21 protein-coding genes and 10 pseudogenes are annotated in these 26,932 nt (G+C 62.9%); 20 read left to right on the plus strand and 11 right to left on the minus strand.

Going from position 1 to position 26,932, the window contains the following annotated elements:
• Positions 1-60 precede the first annotated feature (60 nt).
• The 8 genes and pseudogenes from ASF32_RS14280 to ASF32_RS14310 all read left to right on the plus strand — a co-directional run bounded on the left by ASF32_RS14280 (position 61) and on the right by ASF32_RS14310 (position 6,083).
• Positions 61-1,491: an ABC transporter substrate-binding protein gene (locus ASF32_RS14280; protein ID WP_056429602.1), complete on the plus strand. Its 1,431-nt coding sequence runs from the start codon at positions 61-63 to the stop codon at positions 1,489-1,491.
• Positions 1,492-1,495: 4 nt separating this feature from the next.
• Complete coding sequence (locus ASF32_RS14285; RefSeq protein ID WP_082490435.1) at positions 1,496-2,404, plus strand: ABC transporter permease; 909 nt, start codon at positions 1,496-1,498, stop codon at positions 2,402-2,404.
• A gap of 49 nt (positions 2,405-2,453) precedes the next feature.
• Positions 2,454-3,314: an ABC transporter ATP-binding protein gene (locus ASF32_RS14290; RefSeq protein WP_056429554.1), complete on the plus strand. Its 861-nt coding sequence runs from the start codon at positions 2,454-2,456 to the stop codon at positions 3,312-3,314.
• A gap of 38 nt (positions 3,315-3,352) precedes the next feature.
• Positions 3,353-3,691 (plus strand): ferredoxin FdxA, encoded by a 339-nt coding sequence (fdxA, locus tag ASF32_RS14295; RefSeq protein WP_056429556.1) that lies wholly within the window; start codon positions 3,353-3,355, stop codon positions 3,689-3,691.
• 27 nt (positions 3,692-3,718) lie between these two features.
• A pseudogene (locus ASF32_RS26550) lies at positions 3,719-4,054 on the plus strand (FAD-binding oxidoreductase); the annotation flags it as partial.
• Between the two features lie 99 nt (positions 4,055-4,153).
• Positions 4,154-4,495, plus strand: a pseudogene (locus ASF32_RS26555) (ferredoxin--NADP reductase); the annotation flags it as partial.
• A gap of 2 nt (positions 4,496-4,497) precedes the next feature.
• Positions 4,498-4,860: pseudogene (locus ASF32_RS14305) on the plus strand (ferredoxin--NADP reductase); the annotation flags it as partial.
• Between the two features lie 53 nt (positions 4,861-4,913).
• Complete coding sequence (locus tag ASF32_RS14310) at positions 4,914-6,083, plus strand: putative sulfate exporter family transporter (protein ID WP_244483656.1); 1,170 nt, start codon at positions 4,914-4,916, stop codon at positions 6,081-6,083.
• On the opposite strand, the gene ASF32_RS14315 is transcribed toward ASF32_RS14310, so the two are convergent.
• Both ASF32_RS14315 and ASF32_RS14320 read right to left on the minus strand, forming a co-directional pair.
• The gene (locus ASF32_RS14315; protein ID WP_082490445.1) at positions 6,046-6,501 is read right to left on the minus strand and encodes a molybdopterin-dependent oxidoreductase; all 456 of its coding nucleotides are present in this window, start codon (positions 6,499-6,501) and stop codon (positions 6,046-6,048) included. The genes ASF32_RS14310 and ASF32_RS14315 overlap by 38 nt on opposite strands.
• A 57-nt stretch (positions 6,502-6,558) precedes the next feature.
• Positions 6,559-7,632 (minus strand): putative sulfate exporter family transporter, encoded by a 1,074-nt coding sequence (locus ASF32_RS14320; protein WP_082490437.1) that lies wholly within the window; start codon positions 7,630-7,632, stop codon positions 6,559-6,561.
• A gap of 355 nt (positions 7,633-7,987) precedes the next feature.
• Between ASF32_RS14320 and ASF32_RS25965 the strand changes: the two are divergent.
• Positions 7,988-8,526 (plus strand): annotated as a pseudogene (locus ASF32_RS25965) (succinyl-CoA synthetase subunit alpha); the annotation flags it as partial.
• Positions 8,527-8,659: 133 nt separating this feature from the next.
• Here ASF32_RS25965 and ASF32_RS26560 read toward each other — a convergent pair.
• From ASF32_RS26560 to ASF32_RS14360, 7 genes are all read right to left on the minus strand, one after another.
• Complete coding sequence (locus ASF32_RS26560; RefSeq protein WP_244483657.1) at positions 8,660-9,190, minus strand: hypothetical protein; 531 nt, start codon at positions 9,188-9,190, stop codon at positions 8,660-8,662.
• A gap of 375 nt (positions 9,191-9,565) precedes the next feature.
• Positions 9,566-11,029, minus strand: coding sequence for a class I adenylate-forming enzyme family protein (locus ASF32_RS14335; RefSeq protein WP_056429561.1), 1,464 nt, complete (start codon positions 11,027-11,029; stop codon positions 9,566-9,568).
• A gap of 27 nt (positions 11,030-11,056) precedes the next feature.
• The gene (locus ASF32_RS14340) at positions 11,057-11,788 is read right to left on the minus strand and encodes a CoA-transferase (protein ID WP_056429564.1); all 732 of its coding nucleotides are present in this window, start codon (positions 11,786-11,788) and stop codon (positions 11,057-11,059) included.
• Positions 11,781-12,608 carry a CoA-transferase gene (locus tag ASF32_RS14345; RefSeq protein WP_056429566.1) on the minus strand — a complete coding sequence of 276 codons (828 nt, stop codon included), beginning with the start codon at positions 12,606-12,608 and terminating at the stop codon, positions 11,781-11,783. The genes ASF32_RS14340 and ASF32_RS14345 overlap by 8 nt, the downstream gene beginning before the upstream one ends.
• 27 nt (positions 12,609-12,635) lie before the next feature.
• Complete coding sequence (locus tag ASF32_RS14350) at positions 12,636-13,352, minus strand: enoyl-CoA hydratase/isomerase family protein (protein ID WP_056429568.1); 717 nt, start codon at positions 13,350-13,352, stop codon at positions 12,636-12,638.
• Positions 13,349-14,506, minus strand: coding sequence for a CoA transferase (locus tag ASF32_RS14355; protein WP_056429570.1), 1,158 nt, complete (start codon positions 14,504-14,506; stop codon positions 13,349-13,351). Before ASF32_RS14355 ends, ASF32_RS14350 begins: the two co-directional genes overlap by 4 nt.
• A 17-nt stretch (positions 14,507-14,523) precedes the next feature.
• Complete coding sequence (locus ASF32_RS14360; protein ID WP_244483658.1) at positions 14,524-15,372, minus strand: IclR family transcriptional regulator; 849 nt, start codon at positions 15,370-15,372, stop codon at positions 14,524-14,526.
• Positions 15,373-15,604: 232 nt separating this feature from the next.
• Here ASF32_RS14360 and ASF32_RS14365 point away from each other — a divergent pair, with 232 nt between their 5' ends.
• From ASF32_RS14365 to ASF32_RS14400, 9 genes and pseudogenes are all read left to right on the plus strand, one after another.
• Positions 15,605-16,912, plus strand: a complete 1,308-nt coding sequence (locus tag ASF32_RS14365; RefSeq protein WP_056429574.1) for an MFS transporter — start codon at positions 15,605-15,607, stop codon at positions 16,910-16,912.
• A 975-nt stretch (positions 16,913-17,887) separates the two neighbouring features.
• Positions 17,888-18,078: ParB N-terminal domain-containing protein (locus ASF32_RS26885; protein WP_280136562.1), on the plus strand; the 191-nt coding region annotated here is incomplete at its 3' end.
• An 836-nt stretch (positions 18,079-18,914) separates the two neighbouring features.
• Positions 18,915-19,354 (plus strand): annotated as a pseudogene (locus ASF32_RS24610) (site-specific DNA-methyltransferase); the annotation flags it as partial.
• 1 nt (position 19,355) lies between these two features.
• Positions 19,356-19,637: pseudogene (locus ASF32_RS14380) on the plus strand (DNA methyltransferase); the annotation flags it as partial.
• A gap of 23 nt (positions 19,638-19,660) precedes the next feature.
• Positions 19,661-19,807: pseudogene (locus tag ASF32_RS26890) on the plus strand (DUF5681 domain-containing protein); the annotation flags it as partial.
• A 43-nt stretch (positions 19,808-19,850) separates the two neighbouring features.
• Positions 19,851-20,204 carry a DUF5681 domain-containing protein gene (locus ASF32_RS26895; protein WP_280136563.1) on the plus strand — a complete coding sequence of 118 codons (354 nt, stop codon included), beginning with the start codon at positions 19,851-19,853 and terminating at the stop codon, positions 20,202-20,204.
• A 760-nt stretch (positions 20,205-20,964) separates the two neighbouring features.
• Positions 20,965-21,546: a DUF3489 domain-containing protein gene (locus tag ASF32_RS14390; protein WP_244483659.1), complete on the plus strand. Its 582-nt coding sequence runs from the start codon at positions 20,965-20,967 to the stop codon at positions 21,544-21,546.
• Positions 21,546-22,094 carry a DUF2924 domain-containing protein gene (locus ASF32_RS14395; RefSeq protein ID WP_056429582.1) on the plus strand — a complete coding sequence of 183 codons (549 nt, stop codon included), beginning with the start codon at positions 21,546-21,548 and terminating at the stop codon, positions 22,092-22,094. Before ASF32_RS14390 ends, ASF32_RS14395 begins: the two co-directional genes overlap by 1 nt.
• A complete protein-coding gene (locus ASF32_RS14400; protein ID WP_056429584.1) occupies positions 22,094-23,746 on the plus strand; it encodes a recombinase family protein in 1,653 nt (550 codons plus the stop codon). The genes ASF32_RS14395 and ASF32_RS14400 overlap by 1 nt, the downstream gene beginning before the upstream one ends.
• A 375-nt stretch (positions 23,747-24,121) precedes the next feature.
• Here ASF32_RS14400 and ASF32_RS14405 read toward each other — a convergent pair whose 3' ends face one another.
• Together ASF32_RS14405 and ASF32_RS24620 are read right to left on the minus strand one after the other, a co-directional pair.
• Entirely contained in the window at positions 24,122-24,697 is a 576-nt protein-coding gene (locus ASF32_RS14405; RefSeq protein WP_082490440.1) for a cytochrome c, read from the minus strand.
• Positions 24,687-24,869 (minus strand): annotated as a pseudogene (locus ASF32_RS24620) (sulfite dehydrogenase); the annotation flags it as partial. The gene ASF32_RS14405 and the pseudogene ASF32_RS24620, both read right to left, overlap by 11 nt.
• Before the next feature lie 493 nt (positions 24,870-25,362).
• On the opposite strand from ASF32_RS24620, the pseudogene ASF32_RS26570 reads away from it, so the two are divergent.
• Both ASF32_RS26570 and ASF32_RS14415 read left to right on the plus strand, forming a co-directional pair.
• Positions 25,363-25,633, plus strand: a pseudogene (locus ASF32_RS26570) (transposase); the annotation flags it as partial.
• A 424-nt stretch (positions 25,634-26,057) separates the two neighbouring features.
• A pseudogene (locus ASF32_RS14415) lies at positions 26,058-26,685 on the plus strand (IS110 family transposase); the annotation flags it as partial.
• Between the last annotated feature and the right edge of the window lie 247 nt (positions 26,686-26,932).

Below are 26,932 nucleotides of genomic sequence, written 5' to 3' on the forward strand. Positions count from 1 at the left end.
CATCAAGCGCCCGATCATGCCCTGGATGTCGAGACGGCATTTTAGAGAACGGAGCGCATGATGACGTCGACTTGGGTTGGACGAAGTGCGGTCTCTGCAATTGCGCTGCTCGCGGCAGCCAGTGCGATGCTCGCAACCCCCGCCTGTGCCGAGACCGCTCTGACGGTCGGCATCGGCACGCAGGATACCACGACGAACACCGCCACCGTCGGCGTCATAATCCGACAGCTCAAGCTACTCGAGAAGCACCTACCGAAGACCGGCAAGTATGCCGGCGTCAAGATTACCCTCGACTGGCAGAATTTCACCTCCGGGCCGCCGGTCACCAACGGCATGATGGCCGGCAAGCTGCAGTTCGGAGCGATGGGCGACTACCCGCTCGTCGTGAACGGCTACACCTTCAAGAACAACCCAGATAGCCAGTCCGAACTCATCGCTGTCGCAGCCTACAATCTTTACGGCTCCGGCAACGGTATCGTCGTCAACAAGGAGACCGACGCGTTCTCCTTCGATGACCTGAAGGGGAAAGTCGTCAGCGTCCCATTCGGCTCAGCCGCGCACGGTATGGTGCTCAAGGCCTTACAGGACAAAGGTTATCCGCAGACTTGGTTCCGTCTGGTCAACCAGAGTCCCGAAGTCGGCTCGACCAACCTGCAGGAGAAGAAGATCGACGCACACGCCGATTTCGTCCCGTTCGCCGAATTGCTGCCGTTCCGGGGTTTTGCCCGCAAGGTCTTCGACGGCGTCGAGACCAATCTGCCGACTTGGCACGGCGTCGTGGTCCGCACCGACTTCGCCAAGCAATATCCTGAAATCGTCGATGCTTATCTGAGAGCGATCCTCGATGCACAGGCCTGGGTGAAGGCCGACCCGAAGCGCGCGGCCGAGCAGATCTCGGCCTGGACCGGTACGGATAAGGAGGTCGTCTACATCTTCCTCGGTCCGGGCGGGATCATGACGATCGATCCGACCATCAAGCCGCAACTGGTCGACGCGGCCAAGGAAGACGTGAAGGTCCTGCAGAAGCTCGACCGCGTGAAGGAGTTCGACGTTACGTCCTGGGTAAACGACAAGCCGCTGCGTAAGGTCTTTGCCGACAGCGGGCTCGACTACGGGAAGCAGGTCGTTAGCACCTCGAATTACGAGGTTTCGGGCGAAGACGACTTCTGCAAAAGACCCGTTTCCGATCCGCGGAAGGCCGGCGAAATCTGGGTCAAGGGCGGCAATATCTATCCCTACTCAAGTGCAGCTTGCACGCTGGGCGCTCTCAATGATCTCAAGGCCAAGGGCAAGGAGATCAACGTCGCCTACGTCTTCGATACATCGCGCGGTATCAAGCTTTTCGCCAAGGAGGCGTTCTATGCGGTCGGTGGCAAGGGAGAAATTTCCCCCTACCTGCTTAAGCGGGATGCCGAGGCTGCGGCTGAAAAATCTGGGGCGAAGGTGATGCCCTACGACGAGGCCATCAAGGCCGCTGTGTCGGGAGGTTGATCCCATGGAAGCCGCACTTCGCCAACTCCCCGAGACCGTGCCAGCGTTGACGCCTCCCGCCGAGGCACCCGCCAAAGCCAAAGCTGGACTGGCGCCCCTCCCAGCGGTCCCCACGGATCGCGTGGCACGCTGGCTCCGGCTTCATCGTAAACAGATGCGGGCAATGGCGCTCGGTTTCGTGTCGATCGCCATCTTTGTAGCAATCTGGCAGCTTCTGACTGTCAACCGTGCGACGTTCTACGTCCGTTTCACCAACGTCCCGAGCCCTGCCGACGTGCTGGACCGTGCAATCCTTGCGTTCCACAATCCCATATTTGGCGACCATATCTGGATGAGCTGCCGGAGGATTGTCTACGGCTTCACGCTGGCCAGTGCACTCGCGATTCCCCTCGGTCTGCTGATGGGCCGTTTCCAGATCCTTCGCGAGATCGTGTTTCCGATCTGCGAGTTCACGCGGCCGATCCCGGCTATCGCCTGGGTACCGATGGCGATCATGCTGTGGCCGACGAACGAGGAATCGATCGTCTTCATCACTTTCCTCGGGTCATTCTTCCCGATCCTAATCAACACCCTCCAGGGTATGGCAACTGTCGATCCGGTGCTGGTGCGAGCCGCGCGCTGCCTTGGTGCTCGGGAGGCCTCGGTCTTCCGCGAGGTCTACCTTCCGGCCTCGCTCCCGCAGATTTTCACCGGCCTGACGATCGGGATGGGCGTCGCCTGGGTCTCGCTCATCGCCGCCGAAATGATCTCTGGCCAATTCGGCATCGGTTACTTTACCTGGGAGGCATACTCCCTGGTCCAGTATTCCGACATCGCACTTGGGATGATTACGATCGGCGTCCTCGGTCTCGGATCGAGCTTCGCAATCCGTGTGCTCGGCCGCATCGTGATGCCCGGGGGGACGGCCCGCTAAGGCCGACTCCAACTCGACCTCCTGTTTCACTGGACAAAGGGGACATGCCATGGCCGGAACGGCTCGAGGCCTGATCGAGGTCCACGACTTCTGTCTGCGCTACGAGACCATGGAGGGCGCCGTCGATGCGGTCTCCGACGTCTCTCTCAACGTCCAGCCCGGCGAGTTCGTCTCGATTGTCGGTCCATCCGGGTGCGGGAAGTCAACTCTTCTGAACGCGCTTGCTGGCTTCCTGACGCCATCGGGCGGAACCGTGACCGTGGATGGCGAGGCGATCTCTGGCCCTAGCGCGGATCGGGGGATGATCTTCCAACAATACTCGCTGTTCCCTTGGAAGACCGTCCGCGAGAATGTCGAGTTCGGCCTTAAGATGAAGGGCGTTTCCCGCAGCGAGCGCGAGCGCCGGGCCCGCACGTTGCTTGGTCTCGCAGGTCTCACCCCGTTCGAGAACCACTATCCCGATCGCCTGTCCGGCGGCATGAAGCAGCGCGTCGGCATCGTGCGGGCGCTGGCCACCGGACCGCGCATCCTGCTCTTGGACGAGCCGTTCGGGGCGCTTGACGCGCAGACCAGGCTGATCATGCAGCAGATCCTCACCAACATGTGGCAGCGGTTAAAGATTTCAGTCCTTTTCGTGACGCACGACATCGACGAAGCGATCTTCCTGTCGGACCGCATCTACGTGATGACGGCCCGTCCCGGCGGCATCAAGGCCGAGGTTGCCGTGCCGTTGCCGAGGCCGCGCGAACCCTCGATGACCCTGTCATCGGAATTTCTGGGCCTGCGCCGAGGGCTGATGTCGCTTATCCGCGAGGAAAGCATCCGTGCCATGGGCGGTGAAGTTAGCCTCGATTCGCTCAAGGGGCTTGCGATCAGTCTGGAAGGACAGGATCTCTCGGCTGTTCTCTAATCGCGCCAGCATTCTGAAGAATCCAGCAAGGTTTTGTAATGACCTATGTCGTCACCGACAACTGTATCCGCTGCAAATACACTGACTGCGTCGAAGTTTGTCCGGTCGATTGCTTCTATGTCGGTGATACCATGCTTGTGATTAATCCCGACGAGTGCATCGATTGCGGCGTCTGCGAGCCGGAATGTCCCGCCGAGGCGATCAAAGCCGATACCGAGCCGGCCCTTAACGGCTGGCTTGCCCTCAACGCAAAGTATTCCGCTATTTGGCCGAATATCAGTGAAAAGCTCGACCCGCTCGCCGACGCAGCTGAGTGGGACGGACGTAGCGGCAAGCTCGAAGTCGTCTTCGGCGTCTCCGACCCGGCAGCCGCATGATTTCGTTTAGACGCCGCAGGTGATGTCATGAGCAAGTATCTCGAAGAACGGGTTCTCAGCGTCCATCACTGGACCGACACGCTGTTCTCCTTCCGCACCACCCGTGACCCCGCGTTCCGCTTCCGCAACGGCGAGTTCGTGATGATGGGAATCGAAGTCGAGGGCCGTCCGCTGTTGCGCGCCTACAGCGTGGTCTCGGCCAATTACGAGGAAGAGCTCGAGTTCTTCTCGATCAAGGTCGAGAACGGCCCGCTCACCTCCCGGCTGCAGCACCTCAAGGTCGGGGACCCGATCATCGTCGGCAAGAAGCCCACCGGGACGCTGGTGCTCGATAATTTGATGCCGGGCAAGAACCTCTATCTTCTCGGCACCGGCACCGGCCTCGCGCCGTTCATGTCGATCATCAAGGACCCGGAGACCTACGAGCGCTTCGAGAAGGTCGTTCTCGTCCATGGTTGCCGNCTCGGCACCGGCACCGGCCTCGCGCCGTTCATGTCGATCATCAAGGACCCGGAGACCTACGAGCGCTTCGAGAAGGTCGTTCTCGTCCATGGTTGCCGACAGGTCTCGGAACTCGCCTATGGCGAGACGATCACGCAGGACCTGCCCAACCACGAGTTCCTCGGCGAGGTCATCTCCGCCGGCCTGATCTATTACCCCACGGTCACCCGCGAGCCCTTCCGCAACCGCGGCCGGATCACCGACCTGATGACCTCCGGCAAGCTGTTCGAGGATATCGGCCTGCCGCCGATGTCGGTGGAGAACGACCGGTTCATGCTGTGCGGCTCGCCGGACATGATCCGGCCCTTGTTCTCGTCCATGGTTGCCGACAGGTCTCGGAACTCGCTTATGGCGAGACGATCACGCAGGACCTGCCCAACCACGAGTTCCTCGGCGAGGTCATCTCCGCCGGCCTGATCTATTATCCCACAGTCACCCGCGAGCCCTTCCGCAACCGCGGCCGGATCACCGACCTGATGACCTCCGGCAAGCTGTTCGAGGATATCGGCCTGCCGCCGATGTCGGTGGAGAACGACCGGTTCATGCTGTGCGGCTCGCCGGACATGATCCGYGACACCCGCGARATGCTGACCAGCGGCGGTTACGTGGAAGGCAACCATGGTGAGGCCGGCCACTACGTCATCGAGAAGGCCTTCGTCGAGAAGTGAGCCTTCGTTTCAACGACCCGGAAATAGATGCCCTACTCAAGGAAACGTGCCGATTGCTCGAACAGAGTGCGTACGAGCAGCGTCCGAAGATCGCCCACGCCGGTGCAATTGAACCCGTTGATCCACTCGCGCCGAGCCCGCAAGACCGTCGCGCCAGAAAGAGGCAGAGTGTCATCCGAGCCTGCTGGGTATGGGTCGTCTCGCGCATGCTGGGCATCGCATTTTGCACTGGTCTCGCGTTCATCTCGTTCCAGCTTGTCGAACTCGAGCGAGGTGTCTTCGGTCAGCCCTTTCTCGACGCCCTGATTATCGCGATTCTGGTTGGGGCAGCGATACGAACCGCTTGGCATCCCCCCTCCGGCTTGCAGCCGGGCATCCAGTTCAGTGCAAAGCCTCTTCTCGAATTCGCCGTAGCGCTTCTCGGCGCCTCTGTGAGCATCGACGAGATTGTTGCAACGGGACCGCTTTTGGTGACCGGGATCATTGCCATAGTCGTAATCTCGATCGGTGCGGGATTGTGGATCTGCCAAGCGCTTCGTGTCCCGATCCGGATGGCGATCCTGATCGCTTGCGGCAACGCGATCTGTGGAAACTCAGCTATCGTGGCGCTCGCACCCGTGATCGGAGCAGACGAACAGGACGTCGCCGCCTCGATCGCCTATACTGCACTTCTCGGGGTGCTCCTGGTAGTCGCGCTTCCCTGGTTCGGTCCACCGCTGAACCTCAGCCAGCACCAGTACGGCGTTTTGGCTGGCCTGACCGTGTACGCGGTTCCGCAGGTCATTGCCGCAACCTCCCCGGTAGGACTCGTTAGCACGCAGGTCGGCACTTTGGTGAAACTAGTACGAGTGCTGATGCTCGGACCCATGGTAATGGCCTTCACAATATTAGCACCCCGGCTGGTCGGCGGCAGTGCCAATAGGTCGGCCCCCCCTGTCCAGCACACGCGCTTCGCTCTCTCCAAGCTGGCGCCCTGGTTCATTCTCGGATTTCTAACCCTCGCCGCTTTGCGGTCCCTCGAACTTGTCCCGTCTTCGCTTGCGACGCCGATCTCTGACTTAGCCGCCACGCTGACCGTCGTCTCCATGGGAGCACTTGGCCTTAGCGTGGATTTGCGGGCGGTCATACGTGTCGGACGGCAAATCGCGTTGGCGGTATCGGCATCCTTGGCCATGCTCATTCTGATCAGCCTCGCCCTGATCGCGATGATGCCGAATAGCTGACGCCGCTCTCGCCCGAGCATTGGTTGACCGCCGTGATCTCGACTAGGTCGAGCCTCTTCAGGTCGGCGAGGGTGAGCGACAGGTGTGTGTTGACCCTGCCCTTGATCTCGAGGCGGTACATTTCGAGATCGATCTCGCTGGGCAGGCCGGCGAGGTGATAGCGCACGAAGAAGGCGTCGTTGGACGTGATCGGACCTTCGTCGAACATCGAGAACGGCGTCTCGAGTTGCGGCGGCCGGCTCGTCATCTGGATGAGTGGGCGTTTACCCGGATACTTCACGAGGGCGCGCTCGCTATTGCCGAACGGCAACGTGACGTCGTCGGTGCCCGCCCCTTGGGCAGAGCGCCCTCCGAGTTGTCCCGCCGGGGCGAGAACGGCGGCGCTGGCTCCGCGCAGGACGTCGCGTCGATGCAACATGGCTTCCTCCATCGTTTTCAGCCCTGTTTCGGCGGTCATGTCTGTCGAAATTTGCCCTCAGCCGAGCCGAAGTAGGTGGATCAGTCCGAGGCTGATTAGCAGAAGCAGCACGAGCGACAGCGTCACGGCTGCCGTGACGCGACCGCCGACGCGCCCGATCACGCGCACGTCGACGCCGAGCCCGAGGGCGGCCATCGAGACGACGGTGAGGTAGCCGGCGATCTTCGTGATCGGCCCAAGCGCGACGTCTGGCACCAGGCCGAGCGAGCGGCAGGCCGCGAGGATGAGGAAGCCGAGGATGAACCACGGCACTAGCTTGAACGGATCGAACGTGCGGGACTTAGCCGGATCGCCCTGGGTGCCGCCGAAGCGCGGGGCGAGAAGCGAGAGGCCGAGGACGATCGGGCCGAGCATGAGCACACGTACGAGCTTGACCAGCGTGCCGATCTGTGTCGCGACGAGACCGGCTGGGACGGTGGCCGCAAGGACCTGCGGTACTGCGTAGACGGTGAGGCCGGCGAGGATTCCATACTGGCTCGCGCCCAGCCCCAGTAGCGGGATCAGGAGCGGCAAGCCCAGCACCATCAGAACGCCCAGGATCGCGGTGAAGGAGATCGAGGACGCGATGTCGTCGCTACTCGCTCCGATCACCGGGGCCACTGCCGCGATCGCAGAGTTTCCGCAGATCGAGTTGCCGCAGGCGATGAGGATCGACATCCGCACGGCGAGGCCAAGCATACGGCTGATCGCGAAGCTCGCGGCGATCGTCACAATCACCGTCGCGACGATCGCGGCGAGTAGAAGCGGGCCGGAGGCGACGATCGCCGCAAAGCTGATCGAGGCGCCGAGCAACATCACCGCGACTTCGAGCAATTGCTTTGCACTGAAAGCGATGCCGGAGCGCCAGAGGGGGCTCGGCTGCCAGAACGTCCGGATCGCCATGCCTAGCAGGATTGCGATGACGAGGGCCTCGATATAGGGGTGCTCGAAGGCGCCCTCCTCCAGATGCTGCAGGCCGAGCGAGGCGAGGGTCACCGTGATGCAGAGCGCGATGCCCGGTGCCAAGGCCGTGAGGCGCCCCATGATCAGATGCGGCGATTTCGGAGTCACGAAACGATTATCCTGCAGCATTGTCACCCCTCGGCGCCGAGCCACGGCGCCGTTCTTCCTATGTCTTCATAGCAATTATTTGCTGAAGCGCACCCTGTTTCGAGAACGATCTTCCAATAGTGTCCTAAATAATAGAACTTTCTTCAGATGTGCGGGTCTGTACCCATTGAGGGGTTTCAGGACACGCCGGATCGGATAGTGCAGCCTGGCGGTTTCTGCGGACCTTCCACATGGCGGAGGCCTCGCTGAAAAGGCCCGCGAAGGCTCAATAGGCACAGATGAGCTAAGACTTGCCGGCGCCGGAATACTGCAGCAGCACGGTCGCAATGATCGGTGTCAGCCCGCTCGCGAAGATTTCGTCTGGAACTTCATCGCGATCCATCACGCGGCTTCAACGAACTATACCTGCATCATCGGCCCGAACACCGCAGGCATTGTCACCCCGGGCGAGGGTTTCGTCAGCATCATGTCTAGGCACAACCCGAACATTTTCCAGCCGCGCGAGTTCGGCGTGATCTCGCGCTCCGGCAGCCTCGGCACGCTGATCTGCCTCAACCTGACTAGGGCTGGGATCGGCCAATCGACCTTCCTCGGCATCGGTGGCGATCCGATGATTGGCACCACGACTCGCGACGCGCTGAAGGCCATCGAAGAGGATCTGCGGGCCCGTGCGGTGGTGCTGGTCGGCGAGATCGGCGGCGCGATGGAAAGGCGACGGCGGAATACGCCTCAGGCATGTCGAAGCCCGTCGTGTCCTTCATCGCGGGACGCGCCTCCCGACCGGGAGTGAAGATGGGCCATGCCGGGGCGATCGTGTTGGGGACAGTGGGAAGTTACGACGGCAACCGCCGCGCGCTCGTGGCAGATGGCGTCGACGTTGCCGATACGCCGACAGAGATCCGAGGCCTGCTCGAAGCCGGACCCGGGGGGCCACCACCCAATCGACAGCAATGGCACTCAGGGCCAGAGTCACAGACCGAAGACCTTGCGTCGAAAGCGCCGCGGGCCTGTCAGCCCGCGGCGCTTTCGACGTTGAAATGTCAGCAGTTTATGCGCCGACGATCGTCTTAAGGTGACTGACTAGCGAGGCGACCGTGCCGAATTTCTCGGCGAAGTCCGGATCGAAATACACGGCGCGCGCGGCGACGATCACGACGACCATCGCCCAAAAAAGGCCGGTGCCCGAACGCAACGCGATCCGCGAAGCGGCGCCGGGACGATCTTGGTCGCAACCCTGTGCGACGGGCTCGCCGTAGGGGTCGAATTGAATGGGACGCATGACGATCACGAGTGCTTGATGGCTGCTTTCTAGATCGTCACAGCATAGCCTCGGAGCAATGGCGGCGATTTCTATATTTAGGTGGCGATGGAGAGAGTCCTTCTCCCTGCTGAATCCGTTAGAGAATATTTCACTCGAACACGTCTTCCAGTCCTGTTTGAGGCCCTTGAGGAACGCCACTAGATTGGGCGCCAGCGCGTTGCAAAGATAACTGCCCTCCTGGATGATCGCCGTCGGTAGGCTGACAGGCGCGATGCGCCAGGCGGCCGACGAGAACCCCGATTCCGTCACGGCGAGCACGCCCAGTGGATCGCCTTATGCGGCGTCGAGCCCCAAGGCGGACACCATTGCTGCCGGACGATGGCTGAGGATGCGCGCCAGACCCTGCTCAATCGCGGCGAGCCACCCGTAATCGCCGGCGCCAGGGGGCAGTGGAAAGTTGAGGCTGAAGCCGTCGCCTGCCCCATCCCGGTCTCGTCGGCGAAGCCTGCGAAGAACGGGAAGTCGTTGGCTGGATCGGCTAGGACCGAAACGGTCAGCATGCGAAATCATTGTCCCGCGCCGGAAGAATAATTCGAGGTCGTGCCGCGTCGCCGACAGTTTCGAGACTATCCGCATGATGACATCCCACTGCCAGAAGGCTCTTTTGCCTATCTGCCCTCAGAGGATGATGGCTCAGGCGTTCAGCAGGCTCCGCAACGACTTGCGGTCGGTTTTGCCGACTCCGTTCGTGGGAAGCACGTCGAGGCTGCGGATTTCGGCCGGAACGTAGATCCGCGCGAGCGAGCCGCGGATGAAGTCCTTGAGGCCGGTCTCGTCGAGAATCTCCCCGTCGCGCAGCACCACGAAGGCGACCGGCACCTCGCCGAGATCGGCATCCTGGGCGCCGACGACGCAGCAATCGCGTACCGCTGGGTGGGTCGCGAGCTGCCGCTCGATCAGGGCCGGCGAGATGTTTTCTCCCCCGCGGATGATCACGTCCTTGATCCGGCCGGTGATCGCCAGGAAACCGTCTTCGTCGAAGCGGCCCAGATCGCCTGTGCGCAGCCAGCCATCGACGATAGGCTGCTCCGCGCTGCCGAGATAGCCAGTCATCAAGGCTGGCCCGGTAATCCGGATCTCGCCTTCCCTGCCTTCGGGAACCGGCTCGTTCGTAACCGGATCGAACAACGAAACCGTCTGGCCCGCTAGGACCGTCCCGATCGTTCCAAGCTTGCGTCGCTCCGGCGGGTTCATTGTCGAGGTGCAGGTCGCCTCTGATAGGCCGTAGGAAACGATGAGGGGTACGCCGAAGGCCTCCTCAATCTGCTTATGGAGGACCGGTGTGATCGGGGCCGAGCCGCAGCGCAGGAACTTCAGCGAAGGAAAACGCTCACCCGGTATCAAGTGGGGCAGCATCCGCGCGTAGATCGTCGGGACGCCCGTTAAGTAGGTCGGTCGGTCGTTGCGAAGATGCGCGAGGGTCATCTCCGGCTTGAATCGGTCAAGCAAGATTAAGCTCGCTCCGGCTAGGAAGGGCACGATCAGCTGATTGTTGACACCGTTGGTGTGATAGAGCGGCATGACGTGGAGCAGCCGGTCAGCCGACATGGTGCCCGTGTGCTGCACGACGCCATCGGCGTTGCAAATCAGCGCACCATGGCAAAGCAGCACGCCTTTGGGTCGGCCGGTGCTGCCTGAGGTGAACAGCAGCATGGCGTTGTCGTGGGGTTCGAGCGCCTCGTCGATGAAAGCACCCTCCCCCTCGAGGTCGCTTAGGGGGCGGATCGCCAGGCGCGTCTGTGCCGAAATGTCGAAGCGGCCGATTAGCGTCTCGTCCACCACGAGGTGGCGCATGCCGACCACGTCTGCCTGTTCCGCAACGATGTCGGGAGCGAGGCCGGGTTCGAGGAAGCTGACGCAGGCGCCGGCCTGCATCGCGCCGAAATAGGCCGCGATGGCGTCGACCGATTTCGGAGCGATCACGCCGACCATCGCGCCGCGACTGACGCCCCAGGTGCGGAATCCCGCCGCGAAGCCATCGATCCGAGTCTGGAGATGGGCGTAGCTGACCGGTTCCGGAGCGATGATCGCTGTCAGGCTGGCTGAAGCATGGCGCGTCATGGCCTCGCGGAGGCGTGCGCTGATCGACTCGGCCATGACGGATCCTCCCGATTGTTCTTAGGCTCAGCGCAGCTTGATCGCCGCGTTGCGTTCGAAGTCGCCGTCCGCATCGAGCTTGGACAGCACGGCCGCTTCCGCGTCGGTCGGCGGAGCCGTGGGCTCGGCACCGTCGGCCTCGAAGGCGAAGCCAGTGCGGGCACGGACCTCGTCGAGGCTCGCCGCCGGATGCCAAGAGGACAGGACGAGGCGTCCCTCTCGCTTCATGAACACCGCGATAGGCGTCACCACCCCGTGCATACCGCCGGATGCCGTGATAAAGTCGAGGGTCTCGACAAGCGTCCTGATCGAGTGCTCAGTGCGCCAGGTGACGGCCCGCCTGGCGGTCGGTAGCATCACCGCGCCGCCGCCGCCGCCGGGCAGCCGGACCTTCGGCGCGTGCCAATCCCCGATCACCGAGACGTTGGTGCGCCCGAGCCCGTCGACCTGGGCCGCGCCGAGGTAGCAGAGGTCCATTTGGCCTCGGGTGCAAAGGTCGTAGAAATCCTCGTTGGAGAAGATCGAGCGCGAGCCCTCTGCCAGTACTGGGTCGGAACTCGAAATCGGAACCTTTGACGGGCGCGGATCCACGCCGCCAGCGACGTTGATGTAGGTGTAATCGAAATCGTAAGCCTGCTTGGCGACGAGGCAAGCCAGCATCGGCAACGCCGAGTTCACACCGCTGAAGGTGATCTCGCGGGGGCGGACGAACCGGGCGAGGTTCGTGACGATGTAGGAGAAGCCCGACCATTCACGCATGGGCCGCCTCCCGTGCCTCGGGGGCAGAGTCGAGGTGCTGTTTCAGCACGGCCGGGCCATCTTTCATGTACGCTTCCACGGCCGGGTAATCGACCTCGTAATGGGGCCAGCACGAGCCCGGCCAGGCTCCGTTCTCGACCACGCTGATTGCTTCGACGAGGAAATGGGGAATCAGCGTCAGCTCTGGCTGCTCGCGGAAGGAAGCGCTCGGTGCAAGCTTTTCGGCGACCACCAGCACGCGCTTGGCGGACCGGCTCATGATCCGGTCCCAATGCGAGGTGCCGTAGACGCGGACATCGCCCTCCTCGCTGACTTCGTTGGCCATGATCACCGCGAAATCCGGCGTGATCTTCGGAATGGCATAGACGGACTCGCCGGTGCCGTAGGGGTCTTCGATCTGCTTCCAGCCGTTCAGCCCTGGCAGATCGGAGCCATGGATGCCGCCACAGGGCATGAACGGCACGCCGAAAGCCGAGGCGCGCAGACCCGCCGTCAGGGTTGCGCAGGCATGCTCCTCTAGCCTGATCTCGCCCCTCTCGACCGCTTTCCGGTACCAGGGCGCGAGGCCGAAATTGCCTTCCATGGCGACGATGCCGGCCCGGGCTCGCGCCAGCGCGCCGGCGCGGCACAGGATGTCGATGTCGTAACCCGGGGATTGCTTGACGACTTCGAGGTCCTTGCGACCCTGGCGGATCAGTTCGCGCACCAGGGCGAAGGGGCCGCGGTGCAAAAAGCTGCCGCCAAGAGCCAGCGAGTTGCCATCGGCGACGAGGGCCGCGAGCTCCGTCAGAGGAATGATTTTCGATGAGTGCGAAGCCACGTCGGCTCTCCAGATCGGTGTTTCGTCTCAGGCGCGATAGGCCCGGATCCGTTCCTTCAGCCCCGGCCGCGCGGCCGAGGTGACGAGGTCGGCGAGATCCATCGCCCGCGTGTCGGTAGAGGTGGCAGCGATGAGGTCGGCGTTCGCTTCTACGGATAGCCGCACCGAGGTCGCAGCGGCCGACGCGACGACCTCGTCCCAGTCCTCCTTCGGCGCGGCCTTCGTCAGGAAGCCGGCGGCCAGCGCTTCGGTCGTGTCGAAAGCCTGGCCTTCCTCCAAGACCTGCCGGGCCAGCGCGTTGCCGACCCGCTCGGCGTATCGGCGCGTACCAAGCACGAGCCCGAAGGACAGGCCCGGCATCCGGAAGGTCGCGCCGGGATCGGCGACGCGCCGGCCACAGGAGCAGATCAGGTCGACGCCCGCGCCGAAATTCCGGCCATGCGCGAGGGCGAGAGTGTCGAAGGGCGCGTGATAGACCGCCTGCAGCAACTGTTCGATCCGGACAAAACGCAAGACGAGATCGCCTTCGGAAAGATCCTCGTAGCCACCGAAATCGAAGCCGGCACTGAAGTTGCGCCCGTTGCCCTTGAGGACGAGCAGGCGCACATCGGATGTGCTCGCCTGCTGGATCTGGTCGAGCAGCGACTCGACGAGCGGTGCCGAGAGCGCGTTCATCTTGTCGGGACGGTTGAGTGTCAGGGTCAGCATGGCGCCGTCCCGCGCGATCAGAAGCTCGTCCATCATGCGCTCTTCGCGATAACGGCCGCGGCAGTACCGAACACCTCGTCATTATGTTCGCCGAGCGCCGGAGGGTCGCGGTAGATTGGGAAACCTTCACCCGAGAATTTCAGGGGCGAGACGAAGGTGCGCGTCTCGACACCCGAGGGCAGCGTTACGGGCTGGACCCAGCCCATATGCGCGACCTGCGGGTCGGCGAGCGCCTCGGCATAGCTGTTGATCGGCGAGCAAGGCACGCCGGCCTTCCGGAAGCGTTCGAGCAGGTCTGCGCAGGAATGGGCGGCGAAATCCCGTTCGAGAATCTCAAGTAGTTCGGTCTGGTGATCGGCGCGCAGGGCACTTGAGGCGAAGCGCGGATCGTCGATCAGGTCCGGCCGTTCGATGGCCTTGCAGGCCGCGCGATAGAGCGCGTTGTTGCCCGCGGCCATAGCGATGTAACCGTCCTGGGCGCGGAAGGCCTGATAGGGAGCGTTGCGCGGATGGGCGGAGCCGAGACGCTCCGGGGCCTTGCCGCTGCCGAAATACTGGCTCGTCTGGAGAGCGCCCATGGCGAGCGAGGCCCCGAACATCGAGGCGTCGATATGCGTGCCTCTGCCGCCGGCGCCCACCTGCAGCAGCGCGGCCGCAATGGCGTAGGCGGCATAGAGGCCAGTCCCGAAATCCGAGATCGGCACTCCGCATTTCACGGGTGGCGCCCCCGGCTCGCCGGTCACGCTCATGACTCCGCTCATGGCCTGGAGCGTCAGGTCGAATCCGGCCTCGCGCGAGCGTGGACCCTCCTGGCCGTACGCCGAGATCGAGCAATAGACGAGCTTGGGCTGGTCGGTGCTCACGGTAGAGTAGTCGAGGCCGAGCCGCTGCATCACGCCGGGGCGGTTGTTCTCTAGCACGACGTCCGCGGAGCGGATCAGATCGCGCGCCTGAGTGTTCCCGGCGGGATCCTTGAGGTCTAGGGTCACCGAGCGCTTGTTGCGGTTGAGCGAGGCGAAGTTCTCGCTGTAGCCTGCGCTGATTGGAGGCCATGCCCGCATGGTGTCGCCGCCCTCCGGGTTCTCGACCTTGATGACGTCGGCGCCCATATCGGCGAGCAGCATGGCGCAGAACGGACCGGCAGCGACGCTGCAGAATTCGATGACGCGGATACCGGAAAGCGGTCCCAAAGCCTGTCCTCCTGAAATCAAGCGGGTTCGCGCATCACGCCAGTGCGGATGATCCGCGGCGCGAGGTCGATGGGGTTGTAGCCAAGAGCGCGCGACAACCCGCGGGCGGCGTCGACGACCACGTCGCTAAAGCGTCGTAGAGCCGCCGGATCAAGCCGATCCGAGGGGCCGGAAATACCAATCGAGGCGATGGGCTTACGCATCGCGTCATGGACGATGGCGGCCAATCCGCAAACGCCCTCGCGCCACTCGCCCCGGTTGATCGCGAAGCCCTGCACCCGCACCTGCTCCAGCTCGCGCCGCAGCATGTCGAGGCTGGTGATGGTGCGCGGGGTATACGTCGGGAGCGGATCGGTAAGATGCGCCAGCGCCTCCTCCTGGTAGGCGAGCAGCGCCTTGCCGGAGGCGACGCAATAGGCCGGAGCCCGGCCACCGATCGAGGAATAGGCCCGCACCGGATGCGGACTCTCGATCTTGTGCAGGTAGATCACCTCGGCCCTGTCGAGCAGCGACAGGTGGATCGTCTCTTGGGTCTGGTCCGCGAGCGAGCGCATGAAACGCTCGGCGACCTGCCGCACATCGACCCTGGCTAGGACTGAACTTGCCAGCTCGAAGAGCTTCAGGGTGCACTCGTAGGCGCCACCCGGAGTCGCGCGGACATAACCCGCCGCGACCAAGGTCTGCAGCGTGCGGTGGACGTTACTTTTGGTCAAGTCGAGAGCCCGGGCGAGCTCGCTGACGCCGCGCGGCGCCTCACTAGCCGCGAGGTGTTCAAGAACGGTCAGGCCTTTAAGAAGTGTGCTGTCCATCGTTCCAATATTCAATACGGCGTCCTGAATAAACTCATACCGCTGGCGTATCTGCATGGTCAAGCCGGTTGCGGGAGAAAATTGAACAATGCTTCTTAATATTACTCAATGGACCTAAATTCATGCACGATGGTTCCGCATCTGATTGACGGGCGCGGCATGATTTACCTAATGTAGCATATCATAGACCGACGTTCTAAATATTAGAACAATAGAATGTCGGTTTTTGAGCTCTTGCCCACCGGACGTGTGGGCGGTCGAGACTATGTCGGGTTACGGGAGGGGAAACATGGACGCCACAGTAAAGGGACAGCCGACCAAGAAGGATGTCGTCCGCGTTGTTAGCGGCAACTTCCTCGAGATGTTCGATTTCATGGTCTACGGCTTCTACGCCTCGTACGTAGCGCAAGCCGTCTTTCCGAATGACAACGAGTTCGTCTCGTTAATGCTTTCTTTGATGACTTTCGGCGTTGGCTTCCTGATGCGCCCACTCGGCGCCATCGTGCTCGGGGCTTATATCGATCGGCACGGACGCCGCGCCGGCCTGATCTTAAGCCTCGCCATCATGTCGGTCGGCGTCGCAATGATTGCCTTCACCCCAACCTACGCGTCCATTGGCCTTGGCGCGCCTCTCCTGGTTATTGTCGGACGTCTACTTCAAGGCTTCTCGGCAGGGGCCGAGTCAGGCGGCGTCTCGGTCTATCTTTCCGAAATCGCAACCCCCGGAAACCGCGGATTCTACGTTAGTTGGCAATCCGCAAGCCAGCAGGTCGCCGTTGTTTTCGCCGCCATCATCGGTGTCAGCCTGCGCGGTATCCTGACCGATCAGCAGATGCTCGAATGGGGTTGGCGCATCCCTTTCCTCATCGGCTGCATGATCGTTCCTGTGCTGTTTTGGATTCGACGCTCGATGCAAGAGAGCGAGGAGTTCACCCAGCGCACTAAGCGCCGTCAGCCGACGCTACGCGAGATCTACGGCTCACTCCTGCAGAACTGGGCGATTGTGTTTAAGGCCGTACTGCTCGTCACGCTGACGAGCGTGTTCTTCTACATGATCACCGCCTACACCCCAACCTATGCTCGGCAGGTGCTAGGCTTGAGCGCTAACGACAGCTTTCTTGTCACGGTCTGCGTCGGCGTAGCAAACTTTATCTGGGTGCCCGTCATGGGTGCCGTGTCTGATCGCGTCGGGCGCCTTCCCGTCCTGATCACCTTCTCGGTACTGATTGCGATCACGGCCTATCCAGTCATGGCATGGCTGGTGTCGGACCCATCCTTCGCGCGGCTGTTCGCGGCGCTGATGTGGATGTCTTTCCTTTACGGCGGCTACCAGGGCGTGATGGTCGTCACGTTGACCGAGATCATGCCGGCTGATGTACGCGCCACCGGCTTCTCGCTAGCCTACAGCTTGGCCCAGGCGATTTTCGGAGGCTTCACCCCCGCGATCTGCACTTATCTCATCCATGTGACCGGCAATCGCGCCATGCCCGGCTTGTGGCTCGCCTGCGCTGCGGTGATCTCGATTATTGGAACGCTTACGCTGTTTCGGAATGCCAACCTGTTCCGCAGGCTGGCTCCGGCGGCCGGCCCGGTCTGATGTAAAAACTTCAGTCGCGGAGCCCTGAGGACATTGCTCGAATTTACCGGCATCCGCGACTTCGTATCACCCAATCCGGCAAATGCACCTGCATTAGTTACTTGATCCAGCGGGAGGGGGGGCGCTCTTTAGACTCTCCATCTGAAACCGAGCGCTCATTTAACGATCCTTAACTGTCGTAAAGCGGCTGAAGCTGCTACGTCCGCGATGCTGTTGACCGCCGCAGTCAGAGCGAAGGGCCGGTTTTGTCGCTTCAGTTCCAGGAAGTAGACCGGCAAGAATCTACTCGTTGCGGATATCGCTCGTATGCACAGTGCGTGGCGCGGCCTTTCAAGCTATTTAATTAATCTTGAAGGCGCCTGCCATTCGACGTCACATGCTCGCGGATGTCGCCGGCCATACTCGCCATGTCGGCATCGCTGATCCAGTCGCTTGCTCGACGGCACCGACGAACTCGTCGTCAGGGTAAGCTGCTGCAAGGAGAACCCGGGCCTTACCTTCTGCGGCAGCCCGGGCTGTTATCAATAGGCAGAATCCTTTGGCCAGGTGAACGACGCGCCGATCACTTCACAAATTAAATCGGTCGCGCGGCAACGTCAGCAGTTTCGAGATACCGTGTGGGCCCCGCCCTATTCGGCAGATAGCGGACATGGCGTTCGCGGGCTCAGTTAATGGAATACGGCTAAAGTGGCTTGACACCCGACGGGTAAACTGTGCATTTTTATTATGTCTTGAAGTCTGTGTCCGCAGCGGACCGGCTTGGACCTACCTGCAATCGTGATCCTCCCCGAACGGTGTGCCTGACCGGCCCGCCTCGCGATCGCATATCTCCTCGCCTCGTGGCTCCCGCTCCGGGGCGTTTCTGTCTCCAGGCCTGAGCGGCCCTTCTCTCACAGTACTGCGCTGACTTTGACCCTGCAGCCGTATGGCACGCGGGCTCGTCGTCGTGCGCGCTTTTCCAAGGACATCCCCATCATGACGACGAACGCGCCTGCCTTTCCCACGGCCGGGTTGACCATCCTCGACCAAGCTCCGAGCTCCCTCAAACCCAACCCGCGCAATGCTCGCACCCATTCGAAGAAGCAGATCGCCAAGATCGCCGACAGCATCAGGGCGTTCGGCTTCACCGTGCCGCTCGTCGTCGACGAGACCGGGCTCGTGCTCGCNCACCCATTCGAAGAAGCAGATCGCCAAGATCGCCGACAGCATCAGGGCGTTCGGCTTCACCGTGCCGCTCGTCGTCGACGAGACCGGGCTCGTGCTCGCCGGGCACGGACGCTTGTTGGCAGCAAAGCAGCTCGGCCTGTCCACCGTCCCGACCGTCCGGCTCGATCACCTGAGCGACACGCAGAAGCGCGCCTATGCGATTGCCGACAACAGGATCGCGACCCTCGCCGGTTGGGATCGGGCGACCCTCGCCCTCGAACTCGGCGAACTCGCCATCCACCTGCCCGAGATCGGGCTGGATCTCTCCGTCACCGGCTTCGAGATCGCCGAGCTCGATCTGCTGACGGGGGATCTCGAAGAGGAGCGCCTCGCCTCGCGCGAGGACGAGCAGCATGAGCCGGAAGCACCGGTCTCGCAGCTCGGTGACCTCTGGCAGCTCGGCCCGCACCGGATCCTGTGCGGCAGTGCCTGCAGCCGGGATGACATCGAGCGTCTGATGGGCGGACGAGAGGCCGACATGGTCTTCACCGATCCGCCCTACAACGTCCCCGTCAATGGCCACGTCATGGGCCGCGGCCGGGTCCAGCACCGCGAGTTCGTCATGGGTTCGGGCGAGATGACGGAGGAGGCCTTCACCGCCTTCCTGAGCGAGAGCCTCGGCCATGCCGTCTCGGTCTCGTGTGATGGGGCTCTGCACTACGTCTGCATGGATTGGCGTCACCTACCGGAGCTGCATGCCGCGACCCGACCGCTCTACGGCGAGCAGAAGAACCTCATCGTGTGGAGCAAGACCAATCCGGGGCAGGGCTCGCTCTACCGCTCGCAGCACGAGCTNCGCTCGGTGTTGTATGGCTCCGGCGCGATCATATGGGGCTCTGCACTACGTCTGCATGGATTGGCGTCACCTACCGGAGCTGCATGCCGCGACCCGACCGCTCTACGGCGAGCAGAAGAACCTCATCGTGTGGAGCAAGACCAATCCGGGGCAGGGTTCGCTCTACCGCTCGCAGCACGAGCTCATCGCGCTCTACAAGGTCGGCACGGCGAGCCACACCAACAATGTCGAGCTTGGCCGGCACGGCCGCAACCGTTCGAACGTGTGGACCTATTCCGGGGTCAACACCTTCAAGGGCGCGGGTGATCTGGCGCTGCATCCCACCGTCAAGCCGGTGGCCCTGGTCGTCGATGCGATCAAGGACGTGACGCGCCGCGGTGCGATCGTCCTCGATCCGTTCTCCGGCAGCGGTACGACCCTGCTGGCTGCGGAGAAGACGGNGTCAAGCCGGTGGCCCTGGTCGTCGATGCGATCAAGGACGTGACGCGCCGCGGTGCGATCGTCCTCGATCCGTTCTCCGGCAGCGGTACGACCCTGCTGGCTGCGGAGAAGACGGGACGCGAGGCGAGGGTGCTCGAACTCGACCCGGTCTATGTCGATGTCGCTATCCGGCGCTGGCAGGCCTTCACGGGCCGCGACGCCATTCTCGACGGTACGGACGAGACCTGGGACGAGGTCCGATCGGCGCGTACGGCCCCTGCCCTGCTCGAGGAGGCTGCGTGATGGCTGATGCGACGAACACCACGATGATCAAACCGAAGCGACCCGCCGCGTACGAGGTAGGTTACGGTAAACCGCCGGCCGACCATCGCTTCCGGAAAGGTCAGTCCGGCAATCCTCGCGGCCGGCCCCGGGGTCACTCGGCCCCGCTTGGTAGGCGCGATCTTCTGGACGCGTTCACCCAGGCGGCACGTGAGCCGATTGCTGTCACCAAGGATGGCCGCACGATCCGGACCACTCAGATCGAGGCGCTTGCCCAGCAGCTCACCCGGAAGGCACTGCAGGGCCAAGGATGGCCGCACGATCCGGACCACTCAGATCGAGGCGCTTGCCCAGCAGCTCACCCGGAAGGCACTGCAGGGCGACATGAAAGCCGCCAAGCTCCTCTTCGATACCATCAAGGCCCTGGCACCGGCGACCGAGTTCGATGGGATGTCGCCCGAGGAACGGCTGGCGGCCCTGGACGATCGTCCGAAGCTCCACCCTGGCATTGAAGTCCGGTTCGTCGATGCTGGCGATATGCGCTCAAGGCTCGGAGCGAACTTAGCCCCCTCCCCTGATGCCTCATAATCCCATGCAGCCGGAGAGCCTCATGGCTCTCCGGCCCTTTTTGCATTGGCCCGGACGCGATCCCTGATCCNCTTAGCCCCCTCCCCTGATGCCTCATAATCCCATGCAGCCGGAGAGCCTCATGGCTCTCCGGCCCTTTTTGCATTGGCCCGGACGCGATCCCTGATCCCACCGATCGGCTTGCCTGTTTCGACGACACGCGTCCCTGTTTGGCTGAGACCAATTCCCTGTTCCGCTGCGCAGGGAATTTCTCCTTAAGTCATTGCCTTGGCTGCTGTATTACCGGGCCAAACAGAGCCTGGGAGCTGCACCGCGCCGTTTTCCCTGTTGTTTTCCCTGTTAGCAGGGAAACGGCGCCAGAGACCGGTTCCGATTGGGTGGGTGCCCCACCACTCACTCCCCACGAACGAAGGACGTTCGCGTTTGGCGGGAGACGTGCGGCGTCTCAAGGGCATAGCGAAAAGCTGCTGTTTTGAGGCCTTTTCTCCTGGGCGGTGCTGCGGCCCCGATTCTGGGCGGTTTTGGCCGGTTTCTCGCCTGCCGCCGGTGCAGCTTCCGCAACATTTCTGCTCGCTGTGCTGGAGACTGGTTCGCATGCCGACGGAGCCCTGGTTCGTTGGCGGCCGTGCACTGGTGTGTGAGCGATCCCAGTCACTTCGGACTGGACTTGTGCTGCGAACGGAGCGGAACTGTCAGCGTCCTTGAGGCCGCCGACGCGGTGCGCCCTCGACCCCCTGCCGATCCTTCGCGATCCGCGGGGTTGCGCTGGTGGCAGCAGACCCGCTGCCTCACTATCGCAAGGCCCACCTTCATGATCGACGAAACCCACCACGCGCTGCTGAAGACAGCCGCCGAATCCCCTGACCAACTGATCGCCCGTCCGGTCGGGCTGAACACCAGAGCCGCCAAGGCGCTGTTCGCCAAGCTCCGCAAGACCGCGCTGGCGGTCGAGGTCGTCGTCATCGAGGACGAGCCACACTGGCACAGTGATGAGCGCGGTCCGATCGGGCTGCGCCTCACGTCAGCCGGTCGGGAAAGTCTTGGCTTCAGGCCCGACGTAAGCAGCCCCGCCGCCTCGCCGCCGGTTGCGGATGCCACATTGGGGGGAGCCGAGACAAAGCCGCGATCCGGGACGAAGCAGGCGCTGATCATCGCGATGCTATGGCGTGACGAGGGAGCCACGCTCGCCGACCTGATGGCCGCCACCGGCTGGCTAGCCCATTCGACGCGCGCCGCCCTGACCGGCCTGCGCAAGCGAGGGATGATCCCCACGAAGGGATGCGATGCCGAGGGTCGGACCGTCTATCGCCTGACCGACGATGCCGCGACTGAGGCCCGGTGATGGCCGCCGTGATCAGCCCCGAGCTCAAGCGCGAGATCGAGGCGCTTGCCTTCCTCGATCTGGGCGACCTGCGCATCCGCTGGCGGCAGCATCTGCGAACGGCCCCTCCCCCGCATCTGTCCCGCACCCTGATGGTGCGGCTTCTCGCCTACCGTATCCAGGCCAAGGCGCTGGGCGATCTCGATCGCGACAGCGCCCGACTGCTCGATCGGATCGCGAAAGAGCGCCTGCGCCGCCGCGCCGCCGACGAGCGGGCGGCCAAGCCGAAGGCACCGCCCATCGTCCCGCCGATCCCGGTTCCGGGGCTTCGGCCCGGCACGCTGCTGGTGCGGGAGTTCGGCGGCGAGGTTCACACCGTCACCGTGGTGGCCGGTGGATTTGTCTGGAAGACGACGACCTATGCCAGCCTGTCGGAGGTGGCTCGTGCGATTACTGGCACCCGCTGGAACGGACCCCGCTTCTTCGGCCTGCGGGACAAGGTGCCCACCAGAGCTCCAAGCGGCGCTTGCGAGGCATCGATAGCTATGACGTTGGGAGGGATCGCGTGATGGCTTATCCGTCCAAGCCGTCGCATCCCAAGACCTCGCCTTCGAAGGCCCAGGCCCCCAAGGTCCTGCGCTGTGCGATCTACACCCGCAAATCCACCGAGCACGGTCTCGATCAGGCCTTCAACTCCCTCGACAACCAGCGCGAGGCCGCCGAGGCCTACATCAAGAGCCAGGCCCATGAAGGCTGGCGCCTGCTGCCAGACGCCTACGACGATGGCGGTGTCTCGGGCGGCAGCCTCGAGCGTCCGGCCCTGCAGCGGCTCCTCGCCGAGGTCGAGGCGGGACGCGTCGATGTGGTGGTGGTCTACAAGGTCGATCGGCTCACCCGCGCCCTCTCGGACTTTGCCAAGCTCGTCGAGCTGTTCGACGCGCACGGCGTCTCCTTCGTCTCGGTGACCCAGGCCTTCAACACCACCAACAGCATGGGGCGGCTGACGCTCAACGTCCTGTTGTCGTTCGCTCAGTTCGAGCGCGAGGTCACGGCCGAGCGCATCCGCGACAAGATCGCGGCCTCGAAGCGCAAAGGCATGCGCATGGGCGGACCCGTGCCGTTGGGCTATCGCGTCCACGACAAGAAGCTGGTCCCCTGCCCCGACGAGGCGGATCAGGTAAGGACGATCTTCGAACGCTACCTCGCGCTCGGCTGCCTGAACGGATTGGCGGCCGATTTGCAGGACCGGGTCATCCTGACCAAGCGATCCCCGCGCCGGGATGGCACGATCCGAGGCGGCATTCCCTTCACCAAAGGCCCGCTGGCCTATCTCCTGCGCAACCGGGTCTATATCGGCGAGGTGATCCACAAGGACCGGCACTATCCCGGAGAGCACGAGGGCATCGTCCCACGCGAGTTGTTCGATGCGGTCCAGGCGGCGCTGAGCGAGAAGGCGCAGGCGCAAGGTTCCGCCCGGGGCAACACCGGCTCATGGCTGACGGGGCTGCTCTACGATGACCGCGGCAATCGGATGACGCCAAGCTCGGCCAGGAAGGGGGCGCTCCACTACCGCTACTACGTCTCACGTGCGCTCGAGACGGGACAGCGCAGCGAGGCGGGTTCGGTCTCGCGGGTGTCGGCACCGGAGATCGAGCAAGCGGTGCGGGAAGCCCTTCAAGCGCCCTCCGCTGACCTCCTCTTCCCGATCGATGAGACGCAGCTGCTCGCCCAGGTCGGCCGCATCGTCGTTCACCCGAGCTCCCTCACGATCAGCTTCGTTGAGCCGGACGAGGCTGAGCACGATGACAGGGCTTGCGGAGCAGGAAGCATAGAGCCCTCCCCGCTCAACGTTCCCTGGTCAGCCCGACCGAGCCGTCGTCGGCGCCAGATCATCCGCGCTGACGGCGACGAGGGGGCCGCGACGGTGCAGCCGATGCGGGTTGAGACCCGAGCCCGTCTCGTCGACGGGATCGCCAAGGCGCGCTTCTGGCTCGATGATCTTGTCAACGGCCGTGTCGCCGACACCCATGCCATCGCCGTAACGGAAGGCTGCAGCGAGCGCTCGGTGCGCATGACCCTCAACCTCGCCTTCCTCGCCCCATCCGTCATACAGGCGGCAATCGCCGGCACATTGCCGGAGCGGTCCGGCATCTCCACGCTCATGAACGCGCCAATTGTCTGGAGCGAGCACTCTGATGCTCGCAGCACCAACGCAGCGTGATGGAGCATTTGCTGCGTTTCACTGATTGACCATGCCGTCCTAACAAACAGAAGTTCGTCAAGCAGCAATTTCGTCTGCAATGTGCCATAAGCGGAAGTTGGCTGTCTGCCTGGAACGGACATGCTGCTTTCGAGCCAACGTTAGCGTTGATGCCAATATCTGAGTTTGTCCAAACCGATCGTTCATCGATGGGCTTTGTCTCGGTTGATACCCATCAGGGCGCCGTATACTGACTCGATCGGATTCTTCGACGCGAACCTCAGATTTTGACACACGTGGAGAGTCTCAAACTGCGGCGTTCGTTATTTGAAAGATACTAGCTCATCCGGCCGACGAATGAGACTACTACGATTGAGACAGCCTTGAACGATGGGATCAGCGAACATCTGACGGTACGTCCGGCCGTACGTCTCGAGTGAAACCGTTCCGGTTCGGCATCTGAACCTTCGGCAGGGAGTCGTGGTCCAACACGGAATCGTCGGGCAGAATGCCGTTGAGGTTCAAGATGTAGGCACTGAGCGCGTAGGTCTCGTTGGCGCTCAGGGATTGCGGCGCATCGAAGGGCATGGCCCGGCGGATGTAGTGGAACAGGGTGGTGGCATAGGGCCAGTAGCTCCCCACCGTCCGGACCGGCTTTGCCGTCGCGAGGCTGCCCTGCCCGCCAACCAGGGCGTCGGCCGACGCACCCTCGCCGCGCGCGCCGTGGCAGGCCGCACAGCGCGTGCCGAACAGGGCCGCGCCGTCACGGACGCTGCCGTGCCCCGGAGGCAGGCCCCGGCCATCGGCACGCACGTCAATGTCCCAGTCGGCCAAGATCTGCGGGCTCGCCGGTTGGCCGATCCCGAGGCGGGCGGTCGCCGCGTGCAGCGGCGAGGCCGGACCGTCGGGATCTGCGAGAGCCGCGCCGGTCAGCATGAGGCCGGCGAGTGCTCCGAACAGGTTAGCCCGCATGGCTCACGCCTCCATCGGCAGCGACTGCCCAGCCGAACATCGCGTTGTTGTGGTAGAAGGACTGCGTTCCGCGCACCGAGACCAGCGTCGCGCGGGCAGGCTGGACATAGCCCGTCTGGTCGGTCGCGCGGCTCAGGATTTGCGCCGGCCCCCCATCCCAACGCCAGGGCAGAGCTGGCGCGCTGATCCGTCCATCGACGGGAGCGAACTGCAGGCGGTTGGCGCAGACGCGCAGATAGTCTGCGCTGTAGGGACGGCCCTGCGGGCGCTGCACGCCGGCGCGCAGGAGAAGGTGGACCAAGCTCTGCCAGAGCAGGCCACGCGTTCGGAGAGCGTCCAGGCCGTGCAGGTGGGCTCTCAGGACACGCTGGAAGGGAACGCGTTCGACCCGCCGGTGAGGGCTCTCGCGATCACTTCGGCCCATGCTCGTGGGTCGGCATCGCTCATAGCCTGAAGCTTAGCGTTAAAGTCTTGTCACCTATCCAATCCGAACCGAACAATTGCGAGCATCTTGAAACGGGTCGGAAAGGATCCTAGAGGCTTCAAGGTGTTCTCTTCACCCCTGTGCGCATACGGTGCGGCTCTATAGCTGGTTGTTTAGGAAGGCTCTCGCGCCGGCACTTTGGGCACGGTTCAGCTCTGTGTGGCGTTGGCGGGGGCTAATGATGCGGGGCCTCGATCAGCGGACGGGTGAGCTGTTCTGGTATGTGAATTCGGAGGCCAGGGTGCGGTGCGATCACTCGCTGAACGCGATCCACACCACTGTGCACGACGCTCTTGCGGCCCTGGGAGGCAAGTTTGCGCCGTTCTATGTCCGGATCTGATGGCCCTCTATCCAGCCGGAGAAGCTCCTGCGGGCTATGCTGCTCAGGCTTTTTTTCGGTGCGATCTGAACACCAGCTGACAGAACGGCTCGACTACGATGTGCTGTTCCAACGAACTGCCGATGATCAGTTCGCGTGGGAACCGACAATACCCTTATACAGACGCTCGCCTACTACGCCTCAGTTGCATGCTCCGCCTCCAGAGGCATAATCGCCGAAGCAAAAATCAACTTATAATTGCATTTTGCCGTTCTCGATCTATAACGATCAATCTTCCAGCGCCGAACTTTTCACGCGGCGAGATTCACTTTACATCTGATCGGAGATGGGGCTGCGTTCAAACCACCAAGCTAAGCTCGTAGCGCTAGATCTAGTCCGGCGTCGATCGTCAGACAGCGGCGACCGCATGGCGTTGGCCGTCGCAGGCGCACAGGTCTCTGGTCCGCCAGCGCACGCAGATCGGCAACGCGATCCGCGCTCACATGACGGAGTTCGGTGTCATCGCAGCCAAGGGCGCGCAGAATGTCGATCGGCTNTCTGGTCCGCCAGCGCACGCAGATCGGCAACGCGATCCGCGCTCACATGACGGAGTTCGGTGTCATCGCAGCCAAGGGCGCGCAGAATGTCGATCGGCTGCGAACGCAACTGCACCAACTACCGGAAGCGGCCCGATTGCCCGTCAACCTGCTCTTCGAGCAGTTGGTCGACACCGATACGCGGATCGAGCGGTTGACGGACGAGATCGAAGCGACCCACGCCCAAAGTGAGACGAGCCAGCGTCTGGCGACGATCCCGGGCGTCGGCAAGCTTTCGGCGACGATCATCGCAGCGACGACGCCGGACGTCGGCAACTTCGACTGCGCGAGGGACTATGCCGCCTGGCTCGGCCTGACCCCCAAGCCGCACTCCACCGGCGGTAAACAGAGGRTCGGGCGGATCTCRAAGATGGGTAACCGGTATATTCGGCGGCTGCTCTATCTGGGCGCCATGTCGCAGATCATGGTGAGATCCAGGTGCGGTCCGAGACAGGACTGGCTGTCCGACCTGCTGGCCAGAAAGAAGACGAAAGTCGCCGCCATCGCGTTGGCACATCGCATGGCAAGAACGATCTTCGCTGTCCTCAGGGACGGCTCACGCTACCAGCCGCAGGCGACCACCGCCTGAACGGCTAAACGAACGGTCAGGGCGACGTGAGGTGATGGCGAACAAACGGAGAGGAAGAACCAGGACACCCCGATCAATCCGAAGCGCTTCAAGCGCGCTCGATTGAATGGGACCTGTTCTCCAAGCGGACTTCATCAGGGCGCGCAGCGATCCCGCTGCAGATCAGACGCCGTATACATGGCCGCAACCGACCAGTTCACCCGAACCGATCCGACATCCTTGACCCGCAGGAGTCATCCATACACGG

The sequence above is a fragment of the Methylobacterium sp. Leaf91 genome, from assembly GCF_001422815.1.
Taxonomy (GTDB): domain Bacteria; phylum Pseudomonadota; class Alphaproteobacteria; order Rhizobiales; family Beijerinckiaceae; genus Methylobacterium.